Annotated in this window: 27 protein-coding genes; 20 read left to right on the forward strand and 7 right to left on the reverse strand. The window is 60.4% G+C overall.

Translation table 11 applies throughout. From position 1 onward, the window contains the following. The first annotated feature begins 9 nt into the window (after nucleotides 1-9). Entirely contained in the window at nucleotides 10-504 is a 495-nt protein-coding gene (locus WC392_11055; protein ID MFA5242899.1) for a Dps family protein, read from the forward strand. Here WC392_11055 and WC392_11060 read toward each other — a convergent pair. From WC392_11060 to WC392_11085, 6 genes are all read right to left on the reverse strand, one after another. Next, nucleotides 501-1,109, reverse strand: coding sequence for a class I SAM-dependent methyltransferase (locus WC392_11060; GenBank protein ID MFA5242900.1), 609 nt, complete (start codon nucleotides 1,107-1,109; stop codon nucleotides 501-503). The genes WC392_11055 and WC392_11060 overlap by 4 nt on opposite strands. 3 nt (nucleotides 1,110-1,112) lie before the next feature. Further along, nucleotides 1,113-1,841 carry a DsbC family protein gene (locus WC392_11065; protein MFA5242901.1) on the reverse strand — a complete coding sequence of 243 codons (729 nt, stop codon included), beginning with the start codon at nucleotides 1,839-1,841 and terminating at the stop codon, nucleotides 1,113-1,115. A 45-nt stretch (nucleotides 1,842-1,886) separates the two neighbouring features. Next, nucleotides 1,887-3,062: a UbiH/UbiF family hydroxylase gene (locus tag WC392_11070; GenBank protein MFA5242902.1), complete on the reverse strand. Its 1,176-nt coding sequence runs from the start codon at nucleotides 3,060-3,062 to the stop codon at nucleotides 1,887-1,889. After that, the gene (locus WC392_11075) at nucleotides 3,062-4,231 is read right to left on the reverse strand and encodes an FAD-dependent monooxygenase (protein ID MFA5242903.1); all 1,170 of its coding nucleotides are present in this window, start codon (nucleotides 4,229-4,231) and stop codon (nucleotides 3,062-3,064) included. The genes WC392_11070 and WC392_11075 overlap by 1 nt, the downstream gene beginning before the upstream one ends. Nucleotides 4,232-4,321: 90 nt before the next feature. Then, nucleotides 4,322-4,609, reverse strand: coding sequence for a GIY-YIG nuclease family protein (locus WC392_11080; protein ID MFA5242904.1), 288 nt, complete (start codon nucleotides 4,607-4,609; stop codon nucleotides 4,322-4,324). An 84-nt stretch (nucleotides 4,610-4,693) separates the two neighbouring features. Continuing rightward, on the reverse strand, nucleotides 4,694-6,073 hold the full coding sequence (locus WC392_11085) for an aminopeptidase P N-terminal domain-containing protein (protein MFA5242905.1): 1,380 nt from the start codon (nucleotides 6,071-6,073) through the stop codon (nucleotides 4,694-4,696). A 23-nt stretch (nucleotides 6,074-6,096) separates the two neighbouring features. Between WC392_11085 and WC392_11090 the strand changes: the two genes are divergently transcribed. From WC392_11090 to hslU, 17 genes are all read left to right on the forward strand, one after another. Beyond that, on the forward strand, nucleotides 6,097-7,068 hold the full coding sequence (locus WC392_11090) for a septal ring lytic transglycosylase RlpA family protein (GenBank protein MFA5242906.1): 972 nt from the start codon (nucleotides 6,097-6,099) through the stop codon (nucleotides 7,066-7,068). Between the two features lie 78 nt (nucleotides 7,069-7,146). Beyond that, nucleotides 7,147-8,109, forward strand: coding sequence for a Fic family protein (locus WC392_11095; protein ID MFA5242907.1), 963 nt, complete (start codon nucleotides 7,147-7,149; stop codon nucleotides 8,107-8,109). Nucleotides 8,110-8,167: 58 nt separating this feature from the next. Further along, nucleotides 8,168-9,301 (forward strand): D-alanyl-D-alanine carboxypeptidase family protein, encoded by a 1,134-nt coding sequence (locus tag WC392_11100; GenBank protein ID MFA5242908.1) that lies wholly within the window; start codon nucleotides 8,168-8,170, stop codon nucleotides 9,299-9,301. Continuing rightward, on the forward strand, nucleotides 9,298-10,152 hold the full coding sequence (locus WC392_11105) for a D-amino acid aminotransferase (GenBank protein ID MFA5242909.1): 855 nt from the start codon (nucleotides 9,298-9,300) through the stop codon (nucleotides 10,150-10,152). The genes WC392_11100 and WC392_11105 overlap by 4 nt, the downstream gene beginning before the upstream one ends. Further along, nucleotides 10,149-10,415 carry a DUF493 domain-containing protein gene (locus tag WC392_11110; protein MFA5242910.1) on the forward strand — a complete coding sequence of 89 codons (267 nt, stop codon included), beginning with the start codon at nucleotides 10,149-10,151 and terminating at the stop codon, nucleotides 10,413-10,415. The genes WC392_11105 and WC392_11110 overlap by 4 nt, the downstream gene beginning before the upstream one ends. Nucleotides 10,416-10,439: 24 nt before the next feature. Further along, nucleotides 10,440-11,168: a lipoyl(octanoyl) transferase LipB gene (gene lipB / locus WC392_11115; GenBank protein ID MFA5242911.1), complete on the forward strand. Its 729-nt coding sequence runs from the start codon at nucleotides 10,440-10,442 to the stop codon at nucleotides 11,166-11,168. A gap of 12 nt (nucleotides 11,169-11,180) precedes the next feature. Beyond that, nucleotides 11,181-12,110, forward strand: a complete 930-nt coding sequence (gene lipA, locus WC392_11120) for a lipoyl synthase (protein ID MFA5242912.1) — start codon at nucleotides 11,181-11,183, stop codon at nucleotides 12,108-12,110. Nucleotides 12,111-12,146: 36 nt separating this feature from the next. Continuing rightward, the gene (locus WC392_11125) at nucleotides 12,147-12,629 is read left to right on the forward strand and encodes a DUF1456 family protein (GenBank protein MFA5242913.1); all 483 of its coding nucleotides are present in this window, start codon (nucleotides 12,147-12,149) and stop codon (nucleotides 12,627-12,629) included. Next, complete coding sequence (locus tag WC392_11130) at nucleotides 12,626-13,474, forward strand: PA4780 family RIO1-like protein kinase (protein ID MFA5242914.1); 849 nt, start codon at nucleotides 12,626-12,628, stop codon at nucleotides 13,472-13,474. The genes WC392_11125 and WC392_11130 overlap by 4 nt, the downstream gene beginning before the upstream one ends. A gap of 115 nt (nucleotides 13,475-13,589) precedes the next feature. After that, nucleotides 13,590-13,880, forward strand: a complete 291-nt coding sequence (locus WC392_11135; protein MFA5242915.1) for a YkgJ family cysteine cluster protein — start codon at nucleotides 13,590-13,592, stop codon at nucleotides 13,878-13,880. A gap of 39 nt (nucleotides 13,881-13,919) precedes the next feature. Beyond that, complete coding sequence (locus WC392_11140) at nucleotides 13,920-14,240, forward strand: DUF2946 family protein (protein MFA5242916.1); 321 nt, start codon at nucleotides 13,920-13,922, stop codon at nucleotides 14,238-14,240. A gap of 62 nt (nucleotides 14,241-14,302) precedes the next feature. After that, nucleotides 14,303-15,664, forward strand: a complete 1,362-nt coding sequence (locus tag WC392_11145; protein MFA5242917.1) for a hypothetical protein — start codon at nucleotides 14,303-14,305, stop codon at nucleotides 15,662-15,664. Nucleotides 15,665-15,673: 9 nt separating this feature from the next. Further along, complete coding sequence (locus tag WC392_11150; GenBank protein ID MFA5242918.1) at nucleotides 15,674-16,582, forward strand: zinc ABC transporter substrate-binding protein; 909 nt, start codon at nucleotides 15,674-15,676, stop codon at nucleotides 16,580-16,582. Further along, a complete protein-coding gene (locus WC392_11155; GenBank protein MFA5242919.1) occupies nucleotides 16,579-17,361 on the forward strand; it encodes a metal ABC transporter permease in 783 nt (260 codons plus the stop codon). Before WC392_11150 ends, WC392_11155 begins: the two co-directional genes overlap by 4 nt. Before the next feature lie 29 nt (nucleotides 17,362-17,390). Continuing rightward, nucleotides 17,391-18,584 (forward strand): STAS domain-containing protein, encoded by a 1,194-nt coding sequence (locus tag WC392_11160; GenBank protein MFA5242920.1) that lies wholly within the window; start codon nucleotides 17,391-17,393, stop codon nucleotides 18,582-18,584. A gap of 60 nt (nucleotides 18,585-18,644) precedes the next feature. Next, entirely contained in the window at nucleotides 18,645-19,181 is a 537-nt protein-coding gene (hslV, locus tag WC392_11165; GenBank protein ID MFA5242921.1) for an ATP-dependent protease subunit HslV, read from the forward strand. A gap of 92 nt (nucleotides 19,182-19,273) precedes the next feature. Further along, nucleotides 19,274-20,587 (forward strand): ATP-dependent protease ATPase subunit HslU, encoded by a 1,314-nt coding sequence (hslU, locus tag WC392_11170; protein MFA5242922.1) that lies wholly within the window; start codon nucleotides 19,274-19,276, stop codon nucleotides 20,585-20,587. A gap of 37 nt (nucleotides 20,588-20,624) precedes the next feature. Here hslU and WC392_11175 read toward each other — a convergent pair whose 3' ends face one another. Next, a complete protein-coding gene (locus WC392_11175) occupies nucleotides 20,625-21,311 on the reverse strand; it encodes a carbonic anhydrase (GenBank protein MFA5242923.1) in 687 nt (228 codons plus the stop codon). A 242-nt stretch (nucleotides 21,312-21,553) separates the two neighbouring features. Here WC392_11175 and WC392_11180 point away from each other — a divergent pair, with 242 nt between their 5' ends. Together WC392_11180 and WC392_11185 are read left to right on the forward strand one after the other, a co-directional pair. Continuing rightward, the gene (locus tag WC392_11180) at nucleotides 21,554-21,898 is read left to right on the forward strand and encodes a hypothetical protein (protein MFA5242924.1); all 345 of its coding nucleotides are present in this window, start codon (nucleotides 21,554-21,556) and stop codon (nucleotides 21,896-21,898) included. Between the two features lie 182 nt (nucleotides 21,899-22,080). After that, a complete protein-coding gene (locus WC392_11185; protein MFA5242925.1) occupies nucleotides 22,081-22,860 on the forward strand; it encodes a hypothetical protein in 780 nt (259 codons plus the stop codon). Nucleotides 22,861-23,039 lie beyond the last annotated feature (179 nt).

Genomic DNA, 23,039 nt, shown 5'->3' on the forward strand with positions numbered 1-23,039 from the left:
GACTGAATCATGGCTACCAAGAAAATCAAGACCCCTTCCATCGACATCGGCATCAATGCCGCCGACCGGGAGAAGATTGTGCGCGGCCTGTCGGTGCTGCTTGCCGACAGCTATACGCTTTACCTGATGACCCATAATTTCCACTGGAACGTGACCGGCCCGCAATTCAACAGCCTGCACCTGATGTTCATGGCGCAATACACGGAACAGTGGAATGCCCTTGACCTGATCGCCGAGCGCATCCGCGCGCTGGGACATCCCGCGCCCGGTACCTACAAGGAATTCGTCAAGCTGGCGTCGATCAGGGAAGTGGAGGGCGTACCCAGGGCCGACGACATGATTCGCCATCTGGTCGCGGCACAGGAAGCGACCGCGCGAACCGCACGCAAGATTTTCCCCGTGGTAAGCGCCGCCGATGACCAGCCGACGGCGGATCTGTTGACACAGCGCCTCGAAGTGCATGAAAAAACGGCGTGGATGCTGCGCAGCCTGCTCGAAGATTAAGCCGGTTTTTTACGCGCCACCAGGTCCACCAGCGCCGACATGCCGCTGTGGCCTGGGCCCTCGCTGATTTCCATATCGTGTTCGCGCAATTGCAGGATTTCCATGGCGCCAAAATCACGCCGCAGATCTTCTGCCGTATACAGGTTGTCGATATTGGAAGGGCCGCCGGTCCTGTATTCGAGCTGTTTCGGCGTATAGCCCTGCAGCAGCAGCAAGCCGCCCGGTTTGAGCGCCTGCTGGATGGCGCGATGCAGGGCAGGGCGCTCCTGCGATGAGGCGAACTGGATGAAAATCGCCACGATCACGTCGAAACGTTTTTCACCCCAGTCCCAGGTGTGCACATCGACCAGTTCAGTCTTAAGCGACACGCCGCGGGAAGCTGCCAGACGGCGTGATTTCTCCAGCGCCTGCTCGGAAAAATCCACCGCCAGCACATCCAGCCCCTGCTCCGCCAGCCACACGCCATTGCGCCCCTCGCCATCGGCTACCGAGAGGACGGACTGCTCCGCCCGTAGCAGATGTTTTTGGGAAGCCAGGAAGGCGTTCGGCTCGGTGCCGTAGAAATACTCGGCACCGCCGAAGCGTTCGTTCCACAGCGCTTTCATGAATTACTTCTTGGCAGCTGGCTTTCCGGCTAGGAGTTGTTCCAGTTTTGCAGCCGGGATCATGCCGGGAACACGGCGTCCGTCGGCAAAAATGATGGTAGGCGTGCCCTGAACTCCCAGCTTCTGTCCCAGCTGGACGGTTTTGGCCACCGGGTTGTCGCAGCTGCCGTCGTTCTTGGGCAGCGTACCTTTCAACATCCAGTCATCCCATGCCTTGACCTTGTCGGGCGAGCACCAGATCTGCCTGGATTTCTTGCCTGCATCGGGGTGCAGCTGTTCAAGCGGCATGAGAAAATTGTAAACCGTGATGTCGGTCACATTGACCAGTTCCTGCTCGAATTTCTTGCAATAGGGGCAATCCGCGTCGGAAAACACCGCAATCTTGCGGCTGCCGTTGCCTTTCACCACCTTGATGGCGTCGCCCAGCGGCAGGGTGTCGAATTTGACCGCAGTCAGCTTCTGCATGCGTTCTTCGGTCAGATTTTTCTGCGCATCAAGGTCGAGCACCGCGCCCATGAAGACATATTTTGCCTTGTCGTCGGAATAGATCAGTTGCGGGCCGTCCACCAGCACCTCATACAAACCGGCGTAAGGCGTCTTGGTCACGCTTTGCACCTTGGCGCCGGGAAATTTGGCCTCGATGTTTTTCTTGATGGCGGCGTCATCGGCGTGCGCGGTGGCTGCAGCAAGACCGAACAGCAGGGGGAGGGCAAAGCGGTGGAGAGAAAGCATGAGGTTTCCTGAGATAGAGATTGAAATGATAAAGACTGCCGGAGTTTACCCGAGTTCCCCGATGGCATGGCGCATGAGCCGGTTTTTCAGCCCGCCGAGGTGATTGGTCAAGCTCAGGCCGGTGTTGCGTAGCGTCCGCAGCAGCGGGTCCGGGTTGTTGAAAAGTTTCTGCAAACCATCGGTGACCAGCTGCATGGCCAGGATATCCTCCTTGCGCGCGCGCTCGTAGCGGCGCAGCAGGAGATGGTCGCCGCAGTCGCGCTGCGGCTCCCTTTGCAGCAGCACCCGGGCGAGTTGCTGCGCATCCTGAAAACCCAGGTTGACGCCCTGCCCGGCCAGCGGATGGACGTTGTGCGCGGCATCGCCGATCAGTGCCACGCGCGGCTTGACCAGTTGTTCAAGATTGAGCAGGCGCAGCGAAAAGGCGGCGGGCGGGGTGATCAGGCGCAGCTGGCCGAGGGTGTTCCTGCCTGCTTCCTGCACGCGGCGGCAGAACTCGTCCGGCGGCAGCGCCATCAGCTCCTGCGACAGGGCATCGAAGGCCGACCAGACAATGGAGATGCGGTTGCCGGGCAGCGGCAGGCAGGCGAGGATGCCGTCCTCCCTGAACCACTGGTAAGCGCAGTTGCGGTGCGGCTTTTCCGTTGCGAAATTGGCCACCACGCCATCCTGCCCATAGGCGCGCGGACTGGCTTCGATGCCGGCGTTAGCGCGCACCCAGGAGTCGCGCCCGTCGGCGCCGACGATCAGTTTGGCATGCAGCGTGCGGCCATCCTGCAAGGTGAGCATGGCGGCGTCCTCGCTCACATCCAGCGCAGCGCAGGCGGCGGGGCAGAAAATCTCCACATTGGACTGTTCCTGCAATGCCCGCCACAAGCCGTCCTGCATCAGGCGGCTCTCGGCGATGAAGGCCAGCTCTTCCACCCCGGCCTGGTAGGCGCTGAAATCCAGCTTTGCGGCCGCATCATCGCCCCAGATGTGCATCTCGTGCACCGGCGCGATGCGGCTCTGGTCCAGGCTGCTCCATACTCCGCCCTGGTCGAGGAAGCGTGCATTGGCGGGGTTGATGGCATAGATGCGATTGTCCCAGCTTTCGTCCTGGGGAAGGGCCGCCGGGGCGCGGCCCTCGATCAGGGCGATACGCAGGCCGCTGTCTTTCAGCGCCACGGCCAGGGAAGCGCCCACCAGGCCCGCGCCAACGATAATGACATCAAAATCCATCAGCCTTTTGCTCCAAAAATCATCTTGCGCGCCACCAGGCGCTTCGCCGCCGGCAGCAGATCCAGCGCCGCCAGGCCCAGGCCGCGGCCGATATTGATGCCATGGTAGTCATTGGAAAACACCCGTATCAAGGCATCGGTAAACAGGATGCTGCCCGTCGTATCCGGGCCGCGGCCTTCGCGGTAGCGCGCCAGCATCGCGGCATTGCCGATTTCAGCGCGCGGCACGCGCATGATGGCTTCGCCCAGCTCCCAGGCATCGCGCAAGCCCAGGTTGAATCCCTGCCCCGCCACTGGATGCATGGTCTGCGCCGCATTGCCGATCAGGGCCATGCGCTGCGCCGTGACCGGGCGGGCATATTTCAAACTCAAGGGAAAACTGGCGCGCCGCCCGGCGCTGGTGAAGGCGCCGAGGCGGTCGCCGAAGCGTTCGTGGAGCTTGGCCAGGAAAGCCGGATCATCGAGCTGGAGCAGGGCCTCGGCCTCTTCCGGCACGGCCGTCCATACCAGGTCAAAACCCTCGCCCGAAGGCAGCAGCGCCAGCGGCCCGTAAGGCGTAAAGCGCTCGTAAGCGGTATTGCGGTGCGGCAGCGCGGTGGTGACGTGGCAGATCACCGCTGTCTGGCCGTAATCCACCACCTGCCGTTCCACGCCATGCACCTGGGCCAGGCTGCGCCCGCCGTCGGCCAGCACCAGCAGACTGGCGGTCACTTCGTGCTGCTGGCCGGCGTGGCTGAATTCGGCCAGCGCGAAGCCCGGCGTGCTCTTCACCGCATGCACCGTGGCGCCGGTCAGGTAATGTGCGCTGTTTGCCGCCAGGGCCTGGCGCAGCGCCATGCTCAGGGCGGAATAATTGACCACATGGCCGAGGGCGGGCAGGCCGCATTCCGATGCCTGCAGCACGGCACGCCCGAAGCCGCCGCGCTGGGAAATATGGATGGTCTCAATCGGGGAGGGCGCCTCGATGGCGCCCCACACTCCCAGGCGCTGCAGCAGAATTTTTGCACCCTGCGACAAGGCCAGGGCGCGCGGGTCGGCGGGACGGGAAAAATCGCTATTGGCTTCCAGCACCATCACCGCCAGGCCGCTGTCTTTCAGCGCCAGCGCCAGCGCTCCTCCCGCCGGGCCGCCACCGGCAATGAGCACGTCTACGTGATTTGGAATTGTCATTGCGAGGAGGCGCCAGCCGACGAAGCAATCTCGTTTTTCTCCAGGCACACAAGAAGCGAGATTGCTTCGCTACGCTCGCAATGACAGGCATTAAATATCATCATACAAATCTTTCCAGTCCGGGTTGAAATCCTTGATCAAATCCAGCTTGTCCTGCCTCGAACCACCCTTGATCTGCTTTTCGCGGCTGATCGCACCGTAAGCTTCCTCTCCGACTTCAAAATATACCAGCTTATGCACGCGGTAGCGTTTAGTGAAGCCTTCATGAACATCCGTTTTATGCTCATACACCCTGCGTTTCAGATCATTGGTAACGCCGGTGTAAAGCACTTTGTTGTTTTTATTGGTGAGAATGTAAACAAAGAACTGGCGCGGCACTCTCCCCACTCCGCCGTCATTGCGAGGAGCAAAGCGACGAAGCAATCTCGTTCTTCGGCCGCAGAGAAAAACAGGATTGCTTCGTCACTGCGTTCCTCGCAATGACATTAGAGCCTCGATCTCCGCGACAGTCTTGGGCGCGCCGTGGGTCAGCACCTCGCAGCCCTGCTCGGTCACCACCACATCGTCCTCGATGCGGATACCGATATTCCAGAAGCGCTCCGGCACGTCGTCAGCAGGGCGGATGTAGCAGCCCGGCTCCACCGTCAGCGCCATGCCCGGTTGCAGCAGACGCCACTCGCCGCCCTGCTTGTATTCGCCCACGTCGTGCACGTCCATGCCCAGCCAGTGGCCGGTGCGGTGCATGTAGAAGCGCTTGTAGCTTTCCTGCTCCAGCACCTCGGCCAGCGTGCCCTGGCACAGGCCCAGGTCGATGAAGCCCTGCGCCAGCACTTTCACTGCGGCATCGTGCGGCGCATTCCAGTGGCTGCCGGGGCGGACCTGCTCGATGGCCGCGGCCTGCGCCGCCAGCACCAGTTCATACACCGTTTTCTGCGCGGCACTGAATTTGCCGTTGACCGGGAAAGTGCGGGTGATGTCGGCGGCGTAACCATCCAGCTCGCAGCCGGCGTCGATCAGCAGCAGTTCGCCACTTTTAAGCGGGGCATCGTTGAACACGTAATGCAGCACGCAGGCATTCGCCCCGCCCGCCACGATCGAGCTGTAGGCCGGCGCCTGCGCGCCGTGGCGGCGGAACTCGTGCAGCAGTTCAGCCTCGATCTCGAATTCGCTGCGCCCTGGCCGGGTCTGGCGCATGGCACGCACATGGGCCGCGGCGGAAATCTCTGCGGCGCGGCGCATGGTGGCAATCTCTGCGGCATCCTTGATCAGGCGCATCTCGTCCAGAACAGCGCGCACGTCCAGGATCGCCCCTGGCGCGCTGATGCCGCTCCTGACCTGCTCGCGCACGCTGTTCAGCCAGCCCACGGCGCGGGCGTCCCAGGCGCTGTCGGCGCCAAGGTGGAAATGCAGGCTGGGCTGATCGGCCAGCAGTTTGGGCAGCATTTCGTCCAGCTGGGCAATGGGGTAAGCCTCGTCGAAACCGAAAGCCTCTTTCGCGCCTTCCGGGCCATGGCGGAAACCATCCCAGATCTCGCGTTCCAGGTTCTTTTCACGGCAAAACAGGATGCTTTTAACTTTTCCATCGCGTAGCGGTGGCACTGCATCCCCCTCGCCCGCAGGCGGGAGAGGGCTAGGGGAGAGGGCAACACCCGCTACCAGCACCAGCACGGCTTCCGGTTCGACAAACCCGGTCAGGTAATGAAAATAGCTGTCGAAGCGGTAGGGATAGTGGCTGTCGCGGTTGCGCGGCCGCTCCGGCGCGGTGGGAATGACGGCGACACCGCCGCCCATGGCAGAGGCAAGCCGGATGCGACGTTGCTGGTATAATTGGAAATTATGCATGAACTGAAATGGAGAGAATTCTCATGATTATTCAGGATTTACCCGGCAAAAGCAAAATGGCGGTGGCCTGGCAGGCGGGCTTCCTGATTTTCTCCGCGGCGGCGCTCCTGCTCTCCGGCTGCTCTTCCGTCGCGCCGCGCAGCGAACGCGCCGCATCCGCCCCGGTTGCCAGCAAGCCCGCCAAGGGCGGCGGCTATTACCTCGATGACGGCCCCGGTGACAACCCGCCCGCCAATCTCGACGCCATTCCTGATGCCGAACCCAGGGCCGAAGCGCTGCACAAATTCGCCAACCGGCCCTACACCGTGCTGGGCCAGAGCTATACCCCCGCCACCCGGCTAGCCCCTTACAAGGTGCGTGGCATCGCCTCGTGGTACGGGCGGCGCTACCACGGCCAGAAAACCGCGACCGGCGAAACCTACGACATGTACGCCATGAGCGCCGCGCATCCCACCTTGCCGATTCCGAGCTTCGCCCGCGTGACCAACACCGGCAACGGCAAATCGGTGATCGTGCGCGTCAACGACCGTGGCCCGTTCCTCAGCAGCCGGCTGATCGATCTTTCCTACACCGCCGCCTACAAATTGGGCGTGCTCAATGGCGGCACCAACAAGGTTGAAGTGGAAAGCATTGATCCATCCGATTCTCAACTCGCCGCCGCGCAGCCTCAGCCGCAACCCATACAAGCCACGCCGCTTGCTGTAGCGCTTCCAGCAACGCCCATCGCCGCCACCCCGGAAGCCACCCCGCCCGTCAGCGGCGGCGACGGCAACGTATTCCTGCAACTGGGCGCATTCAGTTCGCGTGACAACGCCGAGAATTTCAGCAACCGCATGAAGCTGAGCCTCGGTGCCATGGTGGAAAAACTGCACATCAGCGGCAGCGGCGGAATGTTCCGCGTGCGCCTCGGCCCTTACGCCAGCCGCGGCGAAGCAGGTCAGGCGGCTTCGCAGATCAGCCAGGCGGCGAATATTTCTCCCGTCATTGCGCGTTAGCTGGAGCCCGTATGACGGCCCCTGCTGAGCGCAAAACAACGACACCATGCACAACTTAAACGCCATGATGGGCGCGGCATGAGTTACCAGCCGCCCTTTACCATCACCCCGGCGATTTTGCAGCAGGCGGCCGATATCTGCGAGTTGCTGGGCAGGTGGTCGGTAACGGCCGATGCCGCGCTGTCTCCCCGCTTGCGCCGCGACAACCGCATCCGCACGATTCAGGCCTCCCTCGCCATCGAGAACAACACGCTCAGCCTGGAGCAGGTGACGGCTGTGATTGAAGGCAAGCGCGTGCTGGGCTTGCCGCGCGAAATCCAGGAAGTGCGCAACGCCTTCACGGCTTACGAACATCTTGTGGACTGGCGGGCCGACCGGATTGATGATCTGCTAGCCGCGCACGGGAAGCTGATGGCGGGGCTGACCGACGATGCCGGCGTCTTTCGCGCGGGTGGCGTGGGCATTTATCGCGGCCGGGAGCTGGCGCACATGGCGCCGCCGCCGGGCCGCGTGCCGCACCTGATGGCGGATTTGCTTGCCTGGGTGGCGCGCGCCGACGTTCACCCCCTGATTGCCAGCTGCGTCTTCCATTACGAATTCGAGTTCATCCATCCCTTTTCCGATGGCAACGGGCGTATGGGGCGGCTGTGGCAAACCTTGATCCTGAGCGAATGGCAAGCCCTGCTGGCCTATCTGCCGGTCGAGACCGTGATACGCGACCGGCAGGCGGATTATTATCGCGCCCTGGGCGAGGCCGATGCGGCCGCCGACGCCACGCCATTTGTGGCTTTCATGCTGCAAGCCTTGCTCGCGGCGATGCGCGAGGCCGTGACGCAAGCAGGTTCGGAGAAAAGTTCGGAGAAAAGTTCGGAGAAAATCCTCGCCTGCCTGCGCCAAACGCCAGGCATGTCAGCCCGGGACATCGCCATGAAGCTGGATCTGAGCCCGCGCGCGGTGGAAAAACAGATTGCCGCGCTCAAGCAATCCGGCCGCCTGCGCCGGGTCGGGGCGGCCAAGGGCGGATATTGGGAAGTGTTGTGAACCCGGACGCCGGATGGTGGTCTGCTATAATTCCGCTTCCCCGAATCCAGGAAACCCCATGAAACATCTGCTGTTGCTGTTCACCCTTTTCTTTTCCTTCAATGCCGTGGCCGAACAGGTCCTGCCGCTCCCGCCCGCGCCGCCCATCGCCGCGCGCGCCTATCTGCTGGCCGATTTTTCCAGCGGCCGCCTGCTGGTTCAGCAAGGCATCAACGATCGGGTCGAGCCCGCCTCCCTGACCAAATTGATGACCGCCTACCTGACTTTCACCGCCATCAAGCAGGGCAGGCTGAAAATGAACCAGGTGCTGCCGGTTTCGGAAAAATCCTGGCGCACGGAAGGCTCGCGCATGTTCATCGAGCTGGACCGGCCGGTCACGGTGGATGAATTGATCCATGGCATGATCATCCAGTCCGGCAATGATGCCTGCGTCACGCTGGCGGAAGGCATTGCGGGCAGCGAGGAGGTGTTTGCCCAGATGATGAACCAGCAGGCGGCGCGATTGGGGATGAAAAACACCCATTACATGAATTCGACCGGCCTGCCGCACGCGCAGCACTACACCACGGCTTACGATCTTTCGCTGCTGGCGGCGGCGATCATTCGCGACTTCCCCGAGGATTTCAAGTACTACTCGATGAAGGAGTACCGCTACAACAACATCACCCAGCCCAACCGCAATCGCCTGCTGTGGCTGGACCCCAGCGTGGACGGGATGAAGACCGGGCACACCGAATCCGCCGGCTACTGCCTCATCGCCACCGCGAAGCGCGATCCGATGCGGCTGATCTCGGTGGTGCTGGGCGCCTCCTCCGACAATGTGCGCGCGACGGAAAGCCAGAAATTGCTGAATTACGGCTTCCAGTTTTTCAGCAGCCATCGCGTCTATGCCAAGGGGCAGACCGTTTCCAGTCTGCCGGTGTGGAAGGGAAAGGAAAAAATCCTCAAGACGGGCGTCAGCCAGGATCTTCTCCTGACCTTGCCGAAAGGCCACTACAGCCGGGTCAAGGCTAGCGTGGTCAGCAAGCAGCCGCTGCTTGCCCCGATCTCGGCGGGTCAGGCCGTGGGCACTCTGCGGCTCACCCTGGATGATAAACCGCTGGTGGAATACCCCCTGGTCGCCCTGGAAGAAATGCCGCTCGCCAACATCTTCAGCCGCACTTTGGACAGCATCAGGCTATGGTTCAAATAGTCCATCTCAACGGGCAGTTTCTGCCCCTGGAAGAGGCCCGCGTCCCGGTGCTGGACCGCGGCTTCATCTTCGGCGATGGCGTGTATGAAGTTATTCCGGTCTATTCGCGCCACCCGTTTCGTTTGCAGGATCATCTGACACGTTTGCAGTACAGCCTGGACGGCATACGTCTCGCCAATCCGCATAGTGATGCGGAATGGGCCGCGCTGGCGGGTGAGCTGGTCGCCCGGAACGAGGGCGAGGATCAGTACGTTTACCTGCACATCACGCGCGGCGTGGCTAAACGCGATCATGCTTTTCCCAGGGATACGCCGCCCACGGTGTTCATGATGAGCAACCCGCTGCTGCCGCCCGACCCGGCCTTGCGGCAAAACGGCGTGGCAGCCGTCACGGCGGTGGACAACCGCTGGCTGCGCTGCGACATCAAGGCTATTTCGCTGCTGCCCAACGTGCTGCTGCGACAGCAGGCGGTGGATGCCGGTACGGCGGAAACCGTGATGCTGCGCGACGGCTTTTTGAGCGAGGGCTCGGCCAGCAATATTTTCGTGATCAAGGATGGCGCGCTGCTGGCACCGCCGAAAGGGCCGCTCATGCTGCCCGGCATCACTTACGACGTGGTGCTGGAGCTTGCCGCCGCAAACGGCATCGTGTTTCACGTGGAACCCATTGCCGAAAGCACCCTGCGCAGCGCTGACGAGATCTGGCTCACCTCGTCCACCAAGGAAATCCTGCCCGTCACCCTGCTGGATGGCCATGCCGTCGGCAGCGGCGCTCCAGGGCCAATCTATCGCAAGCTGGACCAGCTCTATCAGGACTACAAGGCCACCATCATGCGCCAGCCATCACCATGAACGAGCCGGAAACCCTGCTGGAATTTCCCTGCGCCTTCCCCATCAAGATCATGGGGCGGACAGAGGACGGCTTCGCCAATGCCATGCTGGAAATGGTGCTGCGTCACGCCCCGGACTTCGACGCCGCGCTCATGACAATGAAGGTCAGCAGCGGCAACAAATATCTCTCCCTCACCTGCACCATCAATGCGACCTCGAAACAGCAGCTGGACGATCTGTACCGGGAAATCACGGCGCATCCGATGGTGGTGATGGCGCTGTGAAACGTGAGGGGTGAGGGGTGAGGGGTGAGGGGTGAGGAGGAAAAACCACTGGTGGATGGCTTACCGCTCACCCGTCGCTTGGGCCTGGTGGATTTCCTGCCCACCTTCGAGGCCATGAAAGCCTTCACGGCGCAGCGCGGGCCGGATACGCCGGACGAGATCTGGCTGTTGCAGCACCCGCCGGTCTATACCCTGGGCCTGGCCGGCAAGCCTGAGCACCTGCTGCGCGGCACGGACATCCCGGTGGTGAATATCGATCGTGGCGGTCAGATCACTTACCACGGGCCGGGCCAGGTCGTGGTCTATCTGCTGCTGGATCTGAAGCGGCGCGGCATCGGCGTCAAGGAGCTGGTGCGGCGCATGGAGCAGGCCATCATCGACCTGCTGGCAGAATATGGCATCCATGCCGTGCGGCGCGACAAGGCGCCAGGCGTGTATGTCAACGATGCCAAGATCGCCGCCCTGGGCCTCAGAATCAGGAACAACTGCAGCTACCACGGCCTGTGCCTCAACGTGGACATGGATCTCGCCCCCTACGCCAGCATCAATCCCTGCGGCTACGCCGGGCTGCAAGTCACGCAGACGCGCGACCACGGCATCCATGCCGCTGCGGCTACGCTGGCAGAAGAACTGGCGCGGCAGTTGCAGTTGCAGTTGGGATATACTGGAAAACCGATTAACCACGGAGGACACGGAGAGCACGGAGATTCTTCCATGCAAAACTCCGTGTCCTCCGTGCTCTCCGTGGTTTAAATCAAATATCACATGGCAGACCCCAAACTTCATAAGGGCGCGGCCAAGACGTCGCGCATCCCGATCAAGATCGTGCCCCAGGAACCGTTGCGCAAGCCGGCCTGGATTCGCAGCAAAATATCGTCCGGCGGGAAATTCGGCGAGATCAAGCAGATTCTGCGCGAGAACAATCTGCACACGGTGTGCGAGGAAGCCGCCTGCCCCAATATCGGCGAGTGCTTCAGCCACGGCACTGCCACCTTCATGATCCTCGGCGATCTGTGCACGCGGCGCTGCCCGTTCTGCGACGTGGGCCACGGCAAGCCCCTGCCGCCCGATGAAAATGAACCGGCGCAACTGGCGCGCACCATTGCCGCCATGAAGCTGAAATACGTGGTCATCACCAGTGTTGACCGCGACGACCTGCGTGACGGCGGGGCAGGGCATTTCGCCGCCTGCATCCGGGCCGTGCGCGAAGCGTCGCCAAACACCCGCATCGAGACCCTGGTGCCGGACTTCCGTGGCCGTCTGGAAAAGGCACTGGAGATTCTCGGCAACGAGCCGCCGGACGTGCTCAACCACAACCTCGAAACCGTGCCGCGCCTCTACAAACAGGCCCGTCCCGGCGCCGATTACATCCACTCGTTGCAACTGCTGCGCGACTTCAAGCAAGCCCACCCCGCCATCCCCACCAAATCCGGCCTGATGGTCGGCCTGGGCGAAACCGACGAGGAAATTCTCGAGGTCATGCGCGATCTGCGTGCCCATGAGGTGGACATGCTCACCATCGGCCAGTACCTGCAGCCCTCGCGCCACCACCTGCCCGTCACGCGTTTTGTGGCGCCGGAGCAGTTCGATGCTTTTACCCGGGCGGCCAGGGAAATGGGTTTCAGGAATGCTGCCTGTGGGCCGATGGTGCGTTCGAGCTACCATGCTGACTTGCAGGCGCATGATGTGGCCTGACTACAGTGTTCATTTGCGCAAAGCCCGGAGTAAATAGTGATTAACAATGATGTATTACGCAGTATCCGCTATGCGCTGGACCTCAGCGATGCAAAAGTCGCGGAGATGATCCGGCTGGCCGAGCGCGAAATCGCTTTATCCGACGTCGAGAACCTTCTCAGGAAAGAAGACGAAGAAGGTTTTGTCGAGTGTGGTGCAGATGTTCTGGTGTCATTTCTGGATGGCCTGATCGTTCACAGAAGAGGCAAGATGGAGCCCCGGCCGGAAGAACAGGCCAAGAAGCCGGAACGGCGTCTGACCAATAACGCCATCCTGAAAAAGCTGCGCGTGGCCTTTGAACTGAAGGAAGAGGACATGCATAAAACGCTGGAACTCGCCGGATTCAGTGTTTCCAAGCCGGAACTGAGTGCCCTGTTCCGGCAAAAGGGGCATAAAAACTACCGTACGTGCGGCGATCAGCTTCTGCGTAATTTCTTGAAAGGCCTGGTCATCCGGCACAGAGGCAGTCAAGCGCAATGAAAATTCCCAACAGACTCCAGCCGCTGGTCGACGATGGCCTGGTCGACGATGTCGTCCGCCAGCTCATGAGCGGCAAGGAGGCGATGGTCTTCGTAGTGCGTTGCGGTGAAGAGGTTCGCTGTGCCAAGGTTTACAAGGAAGCCAATAAACGCAGCTTCCGCCAGAGCGTGGATTATACCGAAGGCCGCAAGGTCAAGAACAGCCGCAAGGCGCGCGCCATGGAGAAGGGCTCCCGCTATGGCCGCAAGGCGCAGGAAGAGGCCTGGCAGAGCGCAGAGGTGGATGCCATGTACCGCCTCGCTGCCGCCGGCGTGCGCGTGCCCAAGCCCTACAATTTCCATGAGGGCGTGCTGCTCATGGAACTGGTGACCGATATCGACGGCAATGCCGCGCCACGGCTGAATGATGTGGTGCTGACGGAGGAGCTGGCGCGCGCCTACCATCACGCCCTGCTTCGGGAAGTGGTGCGCATGTTGTGCGCCGGAGTTGTTCACGGCGACCTGTCCGAATTCAACATCCTCGTCGGTAGCGACGGGCCGGTCATCATCGACCTGCCGCAAGCAGTTGACGCCGCTGGCAACAAGCACGCCAGCAGCATGCTGGAACGGGACGTTGAAAATCTGGCGAACTATTTCGGGCGTTTTGCTCCCGATTTGCGCAAGACGGATTATGGCAAGGAAATCTGGTCTCTCTACGAGAGTGGCGAGCTGCATACCGAGGTCAAGCTGACCGGCCGCTTCGAGCGTATCGAAAAGCCGGCCGACCTTGGTGGCGTGATGCGGGAAATCAATGCCGCGCTTGCCGCCGAGGCGGCGCGACAGCGCCCGCAGGAAACGGAGCAATAAATCCCAAAAAATCGGTTATTAACCCGGCCCTTGAATATCCGTGGGTGTAGGAGGCCCGCCCCGGGCCGATCCAAGCGGCCAATCGCGGCCTACCCCGTTCCCTTTGCGGTAAAGAATGAATACAACCACTGATCCCGCAGCCGTCACCTGCGCTACCTGCGAAGCCTGCTGTTGCCGGCTGGAAGTGTTGCTGCTGGCTGGCGACGACATCCCGCTGCGGTTGACGGCAGAGAACCCGTGGGGCGGGCAGGTGATGGCGCGCCTGGAGGATGGCTGGTGCGCGGCGCTGGACCGAAGCACCATGCTGTGCAGGATTTACGGGCAGAGGCCGGGGATCTGCCGCGATTATCAGGCGGGGGAGCCCGACTGTCTCGAACAGCGCGCCCAGCTTGGCTCTCGCGCATGACATTGTCGCAGCAAAAATAATCGTGTAGGGTTAGGCCCCATGAAATCCCGCTTGACACTCCTGCCACTTCTGCTGCTGGTCTTCGCCTTGCTGTTCAGCCAGCAAGGCGCGGCGATTCACGCCCTGTCGCACCAGGGCGAGTCTCTGCCCGGCCACTCCCGGCAGGATAAACAACTTCCGCACTCGCCCGCCTGCGATGAATGCCTGGCCTATGCTGGCGTCGGCAATGCCGTTGCGGCCAGCAGCCTGTTTATCCCCTCCGCAACCGTTCACCGCCAGCAGGTTGCGGCAAACCATCCGTCACCGCTGTTTCAGCCAGTTCGCCTTTACCGCGCCAGAGCCCCGCCTGTCCTCGTCTGAGTAACATCTTCAAACGGCCTTGATGGCCTTGTATTGAACCTTTGTTGTGACGAGGTACCCCCATGTTTAGACACAAACTTATTGTGTCCGGCATCTCATTGATGCTGGGCGCTCCCTTGTCCGTGCTGGCCGCGGACAATACGGAAATTCTGCAAATCCGCGACGAAATAAAAGCTATGAAGCAGGGCTACGAGGCACGCATCGAAGCGCTGGAACAACGCCTGCAGCGCGCCGAAGCGGGTGCCGAAAAAGCAGAGACCCGAGCCACCCAGGCCGAGCCAGTCATGGCTCCAGCCACAGCCGGAAATGCTTTCAATCCGGCTATTTCGCTGATTCTGTCCGGCACTTATACCAGCCTGTCACAAGATCCGGCGGACTACCGCATTACCGGCTTCATGCCGGGCGGAGAGATTGAGCCGGGGTCGCGCGGCTTCAGCCTGGCCGAATCAGAGCTGATAGTGAGCGCCAACATTGACCCCAACTTCCATGGTTATCTGACTCTTGCCCTGTCACCGGAAAACACGCTGGGCGTGGAAGAGGCCGCGATCCAGACCACCACCCTGGGGCATGGTCTCACCGCCAAGGCCGGGCGCTTTTACTCCGGCATCGGCTACCTCAACGAACAGCATCCCCATGTGTGGGATTTCGTTGATGCGCCGCTCGCCTACAAGGCTTTTCTTGGCCGCCAGTATGGCAATGACGGGGTGCAACTGAAATGGATCGCGCCAACCGACACCTTCCTTGAATTTGGCGCCGAAGCCGGACGTGGCAGCAACTTTCCCGGCTCGGAGCGCAACAAGAACGGTGTCGGCTCCTATGCCCTGTTCGCTCATCTAGGTGATGATGCCGGTACGGATCATAGCTGGCGCGCCGGCATTTCCTGGCTACATAACACGGCCAAAGCACGCGAATACGAGGATCTCGACATTGCGGGCAATACGGTCACTAACGCGCTGGATGGCAGCAGCAAGCTGTGGCTGGCGGATTTTGTGTGGAAATGGGCGCCCAACGGCAATCCTGCCTATCGCAACTTCAAGTTGCAGGGCGAATATTTCCGCCGCCAGGAGGATGGTGACCTGACTTTTGACACCGCCAGCCTGGCAAGCATCGACCGCTACAGCGCAACCCAGTCTGGCTGGTACCTGCAAGGGGTTTACCAGTTCATGCCGCACTGGCGCGTGGGCCTGCGTGCCGACCGGCTCGATAGCGGCACGGTGGATTACGGCGTTGTCAATAGCGCGAATCTGAGCGGGTCCGCCTACAATCCATCACGCAACAGCCTGATGGTCGATTATTCCCCCAGCGAATACAGTCGCGTGCGCCTGCAACTGGCCCAGGACAAGTCGCGCGAGGGCGTCACGGATAACCAGCTTTTCCTGCAATACATCATGAGCCTGGGCGCTCATGGCGCGCACAAATTCTAGGGAGCAATCATGCTGAAGCAAATGCTGAAAATTTCACTGTTGCCCGTGCTGGCAGCCATTTCATTACCTGCGCTGGCAGGACTCAATATTGTTGCCTGCGAGCCCGAGTGGGGGGCGCTCGCCAGCGAATTGGGCGGCGACAGGGTAAAGGTATACAACGCCACCACCGCACAGCAGGACCCGCACCACATCCAGGCCAGACCCATCCTGCTCGCCCGCTCCCGCAACACTGACCTGCTGGTCTGCACGGGAGCGGAACTGGAAGCCGGCTGGCTGCCGATACTGCTGCGCCAGTCGGGCAACGGCAATATCCAGCCCGGCAAACCGGGTTATTTCGAGGCTGCGGCTTACGTGCCGAAACTGGAAATTCCGGCTCGCCTTGACCGTGCCGAAGGGGATGTCCATGCCGCGGGCAATCCCCACATCCACACCGATCCGCGCAACATCGCCCTGGTGGCGGATGCGCTGGCCAAGCGGCTGGCCCAGCTCGACCCCGCCAGTGCCTCGCACTATCAGGCACGTCACCAGGCCTTTGCCGGCAAATGGCAGGTAGCCATCCAGCGCTGGGAAAAACAGGCTGCCCCGCTCAAGGGTATGCCGGTCGTGGTGCAGCACAAGGCGTTTCCCTACCTCAGCCACTGGCTGGGGCTACAGGAAATCGCCGTGCTGGAACCCAGGCCCGGGGTTGAGCCCGGCAGCGGCCATTTGGGCGAAGTGCTGACACAGATCTCGCGGCAGCCGGTCAAAATGGTTCTGCGGGCGGCCTATCAGGATGGGCGGCCTTCGGAATGGCTGGCTGAAAAAGCCAAAATCCGGGCGGTGGCGCTGCCCTTTACCGTGGGCGGGTCGGAACAGGCGCGGGATCTGTTCAGCCTGTTCGACGATACCCTGCAGAAATTGCTGGCAGCCGCAAAATGAATATTGATTTGAGCCTGCTGCTGCCCGCCTTACTGGCGGGTCTGCTGGTGCTCGCTACCCACGTGCCCATGGGCATGCAGGTGCTGGCGCGGGGAATCGTCTTCATCGATCTCGCGGTGGCCCAGATCGCCGGTCTGGGCGTTATCGCGGCAGACCGCCTGGGCTTCGAGCCCCAGGGCTGGGCGGTGCAGCTTTCCGCCGTGAGCGCGGCGCTGGCCGGGGCGGCCATCCTCACCTATAGCGAGAAGCGCTGGCCGGAAGTGCAGGAAGCGCTGATCGGAACCCTGTTCGTTCTGGCCGCCAGCGGCGGGGCTTTGCTGCTGGCGGATAATCCACACGGCGGCGAGCACCTCAAGGATTTGCTGGTCGGACAGATTTTATGGGTCAATCCATCACAGCTGTGGCCGGTGGCGCTGCTGACCGCGCTGCTGCTGGTCGCATGGGGGCGCTGGCGGGATCGTCTGGGGAGCTTCGGGTTTTATGGGCTTTTCGCCTTTGCGGTAACGGCCTCGGTGCAGCTGGTTGGCATCTATCTGGTTTTTGCCAGCCTGGTCATTCCGGCGCTTGCCACCCGTCATTATCCGTCGCGCCAGCGCGTGCCCGTGGCCTACCTGCTGGGCGGCGCCAGTTATGCAGCGGGTTTGGCAGTTTCTGCCTGGGCAGACTTGCCGCCGGGCGCCGTTATCGTCTGGGTCATCGCCCTGTTTGGAACTTTTATCTACTGGGCCGGGCCGGATTCAGGCAATCCCCTATTGAGTGTACCGCCTGATCGGGCCTAGAATACCCTGCTAATTTGTTGGATAACATCGTGCTTTCATTTTTTCGTAAATCCAAACAGCAGGAACCCGCAGCCGCCAAGCCGGTGGCCGCCGTGCCCGCAAGGCCAAAGGCGGCGGAAGCCGCTCCCCCGGTTGCTCCGCCGCCGGTTGCCGCCCCACAAGCTGTGGCTGCAACACAGGTACAGTCCTGCGACGAGCTGGTGGTCTTTGAAAAAATCAGTGCCGAAACCGGCACGATCGTGGAAGAAGCCGCTGTTTATTACGCCAACAACATGGCTGCCCAGGCGGTTGCCGCCCTGAACCAATATATTCACGATTACCCCGACAAAAAGGAAATGCAGCCCTGGCTGATGCTGTTCGATCTTTACCAGCTAATGCATAACAGTCAGGCGTTCAACGAATTGTCGATGCAGTTCGTGGTCAAATTCGAGCGTTCGGCGCCGATCTGGAAGGCGCCCGCCGCGCCTGCGCCGGTCAAGAAGGCCGACGTGGCGCACAAGGACCTGATTTCCCTGGGTGTTCGTCTCGCGGCTGGCGCACAGATGGAGAAATTGTGCCAGCTTGCGCAAGGTTCCGGCACGGCGCGCGTCAATGCCGGCGATATTTCCTCGGTGGAGCTGGGCGGCTGCAAGCTGATGCAGGAAGGTCTGCTGGGCTGCCGAAAGAAGGGCAAGAGCGTCCAGATTGAAGGCGTGGAAAACCTGATCGAAACGCTGAAAAAGCAGATCGCGGCTGAAAGCCATAGCGATGAAGACAGGCAGGCCTGGCTGTTGCTGTTCGAGCTTTATCAATGGCTGAGCAGGGAAACGGAGTATGAAGACCTTGCGATTGAATATGCCGTCACCTTCGAAATATCGCCACCCGCCTGGGAAGCTGCCAAGGCGCCCCTGATTACCCAGAAAGCCCAGGTTGTTGCGGCTGCCGGAAAGGATGCCCCGGACGATGACCTATTTCCGCTGAGCGGCGTTATTTCGGAATCCAGCCAGTCCAGGCTGGATGAACTAATCAAATACGCAGCGGACAAACAGGAAGTTCGCATCAACATGGCCGAGGTGACACGCGTGGATTTCGTGGCGGTAGGCAACTTCATGGGCACGCTGATCAACCTCACCCAGGCCGGCAAGAAAGTACTGCTTGTGGAAGTCAACGAAATGGTACGAGCGCTGTTCCACATGATGGGCATCCATGAATTTGCCACCCTGATCCGCAAAAAACCGCGTTGATTTCACCCCGGCAAGGCCGGGTATAATTCCAGACTACCCAGTTAATCGCAGGAAATTTCAATGGAACAGTATCACGGCACCACCATTCTCTCCGTGCGCCGCGGCAGCAGCGTGGCCATGGGTGGCGACGGACAGGTGACACTGGGAAATATCGTGGTCAAGGCCACGGCGCGCAAGGTGCGCCGTCTCTACCATGACCGGATTCTGGCGGGTTTCGCCGGCGGTACGGCAGATGCCTTCACCCTGTTCGAACGCTTCGAAGCCAAGCTGGAAAAACATCAGGGCCATCTCCTGCGCTCCGCCGTCGAGCTGGCCAAGGACTGGCGCACCGACCGCATGCTGCGCCGCCTCGAAGCCATGCTGACGGTGGCCGACCGCGAGGCTTCCCTGATCATCACCGGCAACGGCGACGTGCTGGAACCGGAGGACGGCCTGCTCGCCATCGGCAGCGGCGGCGCCTACGCCCAGAGCGCGGCGCGCGCCCTGCTCGACCACACCGAACTGCCCGCCGCCGAGGTGGTAAAGAAGTCGCTCGTCATCGCCGCGGATCTGTGCATTTACACCAACCAGAATCACATTATCGAAGTGCTTGAATAAGTGTGGTGAGACGTTAAGAGGTGAGGGGTGAGGCGGAAATTCCCCCGAACCCGCGCCTCACCTCTCACCCCTAACTCCTCACGAGTATAACCATGTCCGAAATGTCCCCCCAGGAAATCGTCCACGAACTCGACAAGCACATCATTGGCCAGGATGCCGCCAAGCGGGCGGTCGCCATTGCGCTGCGCAACCGCTGGCGTCGCAGCCAGGTTGCAGAGCCGTTGCGCACCGAGATCACGCCCAAGAACATTCTCATGATCGGCCCCACCGGCGTGGGCAAGACCGAAATTGCACGGCGCCTCGCGAAGCTGGCCAATGCGCCTTTCATCAAGGTAGAGGCCACCAAATTCACTGAAGTGGGCTATGTCGGGCGCGATGTGGATTCGATTATTCGCGATCTGGTGGATATTTCCATCAAGCAGACGCGTGAGCGGGAAACCCGCAAGGTCCGCTTCCGTGCCGAGGAACATGCCGAGGAACGCATTCTCGATGCGCTTCTCCCGCCCGCCCGCGATGGCGGCGACACGGAAAGCGCAACGCGGCAGAAATTCCGCAAGATGCTGCGCGAGGGCCAGCTGGATGACAAGGAAATAGAGATCGAGATTTCCGCGTCACAGGCCCAGATGGAAATTTTTGCGCCACCCGGCATGGAAGATCTCACTTCACAGATTCAGGGCATGTTTCAGAACATCGGCCAGACCCGCAGCAAGACGCGCAAGCTCCTGATTCGCGATGCGATGAAACAGGTTACCGAGGAAGAAGCACTGAAGCTGGTCAACGAGGAGGAGATGAAGCTTGCCGCTGTCCGCAACGTGGAACAGAACGGCATTGTTTTTCTCGATGAAATCGACAAGATCACCAGCCGTTCCGAATCCACCGGTTCCGATGTTTCGCGTCAGGGTGTGCAGCGCGACCTGCTTCCGCTGGTTGAAGGCACCACCGTGACCACCAAGTTCGGCATGATCAGGACCGACCATATCCTGTTCATTTGCAGCGGCGCTTTCCACCTCGCCAAGCCATCGGACCTCGTACCCGAATTGCAGGGCCGCCTGCCCATTCGCGTCGAGCTCACCAGCCTCTCCGTGAGCGATTTCGAGCAGATTCTCACCAATACCGACGCCTGTCTCACGCGTCAGTATGAAGCCTTGCTGGAAACCGAGGGCGTCAAGCTGACCTTCAGCCCGGATGCGGTGCGCCGCCTCGCGGAGATCGCTTTCGAGGTCAACGATAGAACCGAAAATATCGGTGCCCGCCGCCTGCATACCGTGATGGAAAAACTGCTGGAAGAGATTTCATTCGATGCTGCCCGCCATAGCGGCCAAGCCTTTGCCATCGATGCGTCTTACGTCGACAGCCGCCTCAAGGAGCTGGCGCACAGCGAAGATCTGGCGAGATACGTGCTTTAAGCGTAAGCCATGCCTGTCCCGGATTCTCCCGGGCAGGTCATGCGGGCGTTGTGGCTGGGGCTTTCGGCAAGCTGTCCGCGAATGCTTCGCCTTCTTTCAGTGGTGCAAACACTTTATCCGTGGGGTCATACCCCAGCAGTTCGCCGTGAGCCAGATCGAAATACCAGCCATGAATGGAAATGTCGCCAGTGCTGGCCCGCTGTGCGATCCAGGGGAAGGTCAACAAATTCTCCAGTGACTGTAGAATCGCCCCCTGTTCGCAGGCATGGGACTGACGATCGAGGCTCTCCCCCGGCAATTCCCGGCGCACCTTCTCGCGAACGGGCTCGGCTATGCGCATCCATTTTGCGATATATTCCGAGCCTTCGCATTCTCCGGCATCCTGCATCAGCGCGCGGATACCGCCGCACTGCGAATGCCCCAGCACGATGATGTGCTCGACCCCAAGATGGCACACGGCAAACTCCAGGGCTGCGCTGACGCCGTGATAGCCGCCGCCGTATTCGCGCGGAGGCACCAGATTGGCCACGTTGCGCACCACGAAAATGTCGCCCGGTTCACTGCCGGTCAAAATGGCCGGGTCGACTCTGGAGTCGCAGCAGGCCAATACCAGCGCGCGCGGATGCTGGCCATGCTTGAGTTGCTCATACAAATTGCGATCCTCGCCGAAATAATTACCCTGAAAGCGTTTGAAGCCCGAAACGAATTTTTCGATATCCGACATTTTTTGTATCCTGGTTGTCAGCGACATAAGGTGTCCGTTGCAAGAATATTGAGTGCAAGGCCAAAGCATAAGGAATTTTAATGCAAGCATAAGCATTTACATAGTCGAATATATTTAACATACCGTACGAAAAAACCGGCATAACGAACTTCGTGGCTCGAACAGGCTAAAATGGCTGCTTAATCTGAAAAAAGCGGTGAAATGAGATTTGCAGGCTTAAATGAACACTCAGGATCAAACATATGAAATTCGTGGATCTGGATATTGGCCAGCAGTTCGAGATGGAAGGGGAGAGATATATTCGTACCGGCCCGCTGGTCGCTTCCCATGGCGAGAGCGGCAGGCAGCGTTTCATGGCGCGTTATATGGTGGTAAAGCCACTGGACGCGGCAACAGCAGAAGTGACGCGCAAGCCGGACTGGCTTTCATCGGATGCGGTAAACAGAGCCTTTGAAATTTTTAATGACCATTGTCTGAACCTGCTGGGGCAACTGGAGACGGAACTGCCCCCTGACCGGCTAAGCTCCATCCGCACCCAGCTCGATCAGGCCCGCCAGTCCTTTCTGGACAGCCTGCACAAAAAGTAAGTCCTGCCTCCCCGCCGTAGCGGCAATTTTCTGCTGCGGCCATAATTATTTCCATTGTATTCATTGCCTTGCTGATTATGGCGAGGCATGCACAAGCACGTCAGCAATAATCGGCATTGCATCTTTCATTTTATTAAATGATAATGGTTCTCATTAACAGACAATTTATTGGGAGCCAGATAATGAAATTTGCGGGATATGCATGCGGCGCACTTGCCATCACCCTGATCACCTTGACCGCCCCCGGTGCTGTGGCGGCACCGGACGAAATCCAGGTTTATACCGAGGAGATGAGCAATCCAGGTGAATTTGGCGTGGAACTGCACGTCAATTACGCCCTCAAGGGCGCAAAAGAGGCCAGCTACGAGGGCGAAAAACCGGGCCATCACATGCTGCAGGCCACGCCTGAATTTACCTACGGCGTGACCCGTACCTGGGAAGCAGGCCTGTACCTGCCCATGGCGCTCGATCCGGATGGAAATCTGTATAACAACGGCCTGAGGCTGCGCATGAAATACATCGCACCAAGCGAGGAGGGCACCCGTTTCTTCTGGGGGCTCAGTACCGAATTCGGCTATGCATCACGACGTGTTTCGGAAAGCCGCTGGGGCATGGAATTGCGCCCTATCATCGGCTACCGTGACGAAGACTGGCTGCTGAGCTTCAACCCGGTTGTGGATATGGATCTGTCCAATAACGTCAGCCGCGCACCCCAGTTCGACCCCGGCCTGAAAGTCACCCGCAAAGTCTCCGCGGGCATCCATGCCGGTTTCGAATACTATGGCGAATATGGGCCGCTGCACCAGATCCTGCCCGCTGATCAGCGCAGTCACGCCCTCTACGCGGTGATGGATGTCGAAAAGAAGAACTTCGATGTCAATTTCGGTATCGGGCACGGCTCCAGCGAAAATCCCGACAAGTGGGTGGCCAAGGCGATCATCGCCTTTCCATTCAACCTATAAAAAGCAGTTAACCACGGAGTTCACGGAGAACACGGAGTAAAAACCAAAGATTGCATGATGTTTGGCATTCACCCCTTGGGTGAGGCCATATATGACCGCAAACCGCCTTTGCGAGTTGGGCGACAAGTCGCCCATCCCTGCCTACCCCGCTTCTCCGTGTTCTCCGTGCCCTCCGTGGT

The sequence above is a fragment of the Sulfuricella sp. genome (assembly GCA_041651995.1).
GTDB lineage: Bacteria > Pseudomonadota > Gammaproteobacteria > Burkholderiales > Sulfuricellaceae > Sulfurimicrobium.

Excerpts from the sequence above, each read along its gene's own strand:
- WC392_11055 (MFA5242899.1), top strand. The coding sequence starts at position 10 with ATGGCTACCAAGAAAATCAAGACCCCTTCCATCGACATCGGCATCAAT.
- WC392_11060 (MFA5242900.1), bottom strand. The coding sequence starts at position 1,109 with ATGAAAGCGCTGTGGAACGAACGCTTCGGCGGTGCCGAGTATTTCTAC.
- WC392_11065 (MFA5242901.1), bottom strand. The coding sequence starts at position 1,841 with ATGCTTTCTCTCCACCGCTTTGCCCTCCCCCTGCTGTTCGGTCTTGCT.
- WC392_11070 (MFA5242902.1), bottom strand. The coding sequence starts at position 3,062 with ATGGATTTTGATGTCATTATCGTTGGCGCGGGCCTGGTGGGCGCTTCC.
- WC392_11075 (MFA5242903.1), bottom strand. The coding sequence starts at position 4,231 with ATGACAATTCCAAATCACGTAGACGTGCTCATTGCCGGTGGCGGCCCG.
- WC392_11085 (MFA5242905.1), bottom strand. The coding sequence starts at position 6,073 with ATGCATAATTTCCAATTATACCAGCAACGTCGCATCCGGCTTGCCTCT.
- WC392_11090 (MFA5242906.1), top strand. The coding sequence starts at position 6,097 with ATGATTATTCAGGATTTACCCGGCAAAAGCAAAATGGCGGTGGCCTGG.
- WC392_11095 (MFA5242907.1), top strand. The coding sequence starts at position 7,147 with ATGAGTTACCAGCCGCCCTTTACCATCACCCCGGCGATTTTGCAGCAG.
- WC392_11100 (MFA5242908.1), top strand. The coding sequence starts at position 8,168 with ATGAAACATCTGCTGTTGCTGTTCACCCTTTTCTTTTCCTTCAATGCC.
- WC392_11110 (MFA5242910.1), top strand. The coding sequence starts at position 10,149 with ATGAACGAGCCGGAAACCCTGCTGGAATTTCCCTGCGCCTTCCCCATC.
- lipA (MFA5242912.1), top strand. The coding sequence starts at position 11,181 with ATGGCAGACCCCAAACTTCATAAGGGCGCGGCCAAGACGTCGCGCATC.
- WC392_11130 (MFA5242914.1), top strand. The coding sequence starts at position 12,626 with ATGAAAATTCCCAACAGACTCCAGCCGCTGGTCGACGATGGCCTGGTC.
- WC392_11135 (MFA5242915.1), top strand. The coding sequence starts at position 13,590 with ATGAATACAACCACTGATCCCGCAGCCGTCACCTGCGCTACCTGCGAA.
- WC392_11140 (MFA5242916.1), top strand. The coding sequence starts at position 13,920 with ATGAAATCCCGCTTGACACTCCTGCCACTTCTGCTGCTGGTCTTCGCC.
- WC392_11145 (MFA5242917.1), top strand. The coding sequence starts at position 14,303 with ATGTTTAGACACAAACTTATTGTGTCCGGCATCTCATTGATGCTGGGC.
- WC392_11150 (MFA5242918.1), top strand. The coding sequence starts at position 15,674 with ATGCTGAAGCAAATGCTGAAAATTTCACTGTTGCCCGTGCTGGCAGCC.
- WC392_11155 (MFA5242919.1), top strand. The coding sequence starts at position 16,579 with ATGAATATTGATTTGAGCCTGCTGCTGCCCGCCTTACTGGCGGGTCTG.
- hslV (MFA5242921.1), top strand. The coding sequence starts at position 18,645 with ATGGAACAGTATCACGGCACCACCATTCTCTCCGTGCGCCGCGGCAGC.
- hslU (MFA5242922.1), top strand. The coding sequence starts at position 19,274 with ATGTCCGAAATGTCCCCCCAGGAAATCGTCCACGAACTCGACAAGCAC.
- WC392_11175 (MFA5242923.1), bottom strand. The coding sequence starts at position 21,311 with ATGTCGGATATCGAAAAATTCGTTTCGGGCTTCAAACGCTTTCAGGGT.
- WC392_11180 (MFA5242924.1), top strand. The coding sequence starts at position 21,554 with ATGAAATTCGTGGATCTGGATATTGGCCAGCAGTTCGAGATGGAAGGG.
- WC392_11185 (MFA5242925.1), top strand. The coding sequence starts at position 22,081 with ATGAAATTTGCGGGATATGCATGCGGCGCACTTGCCATCACCCTGATC.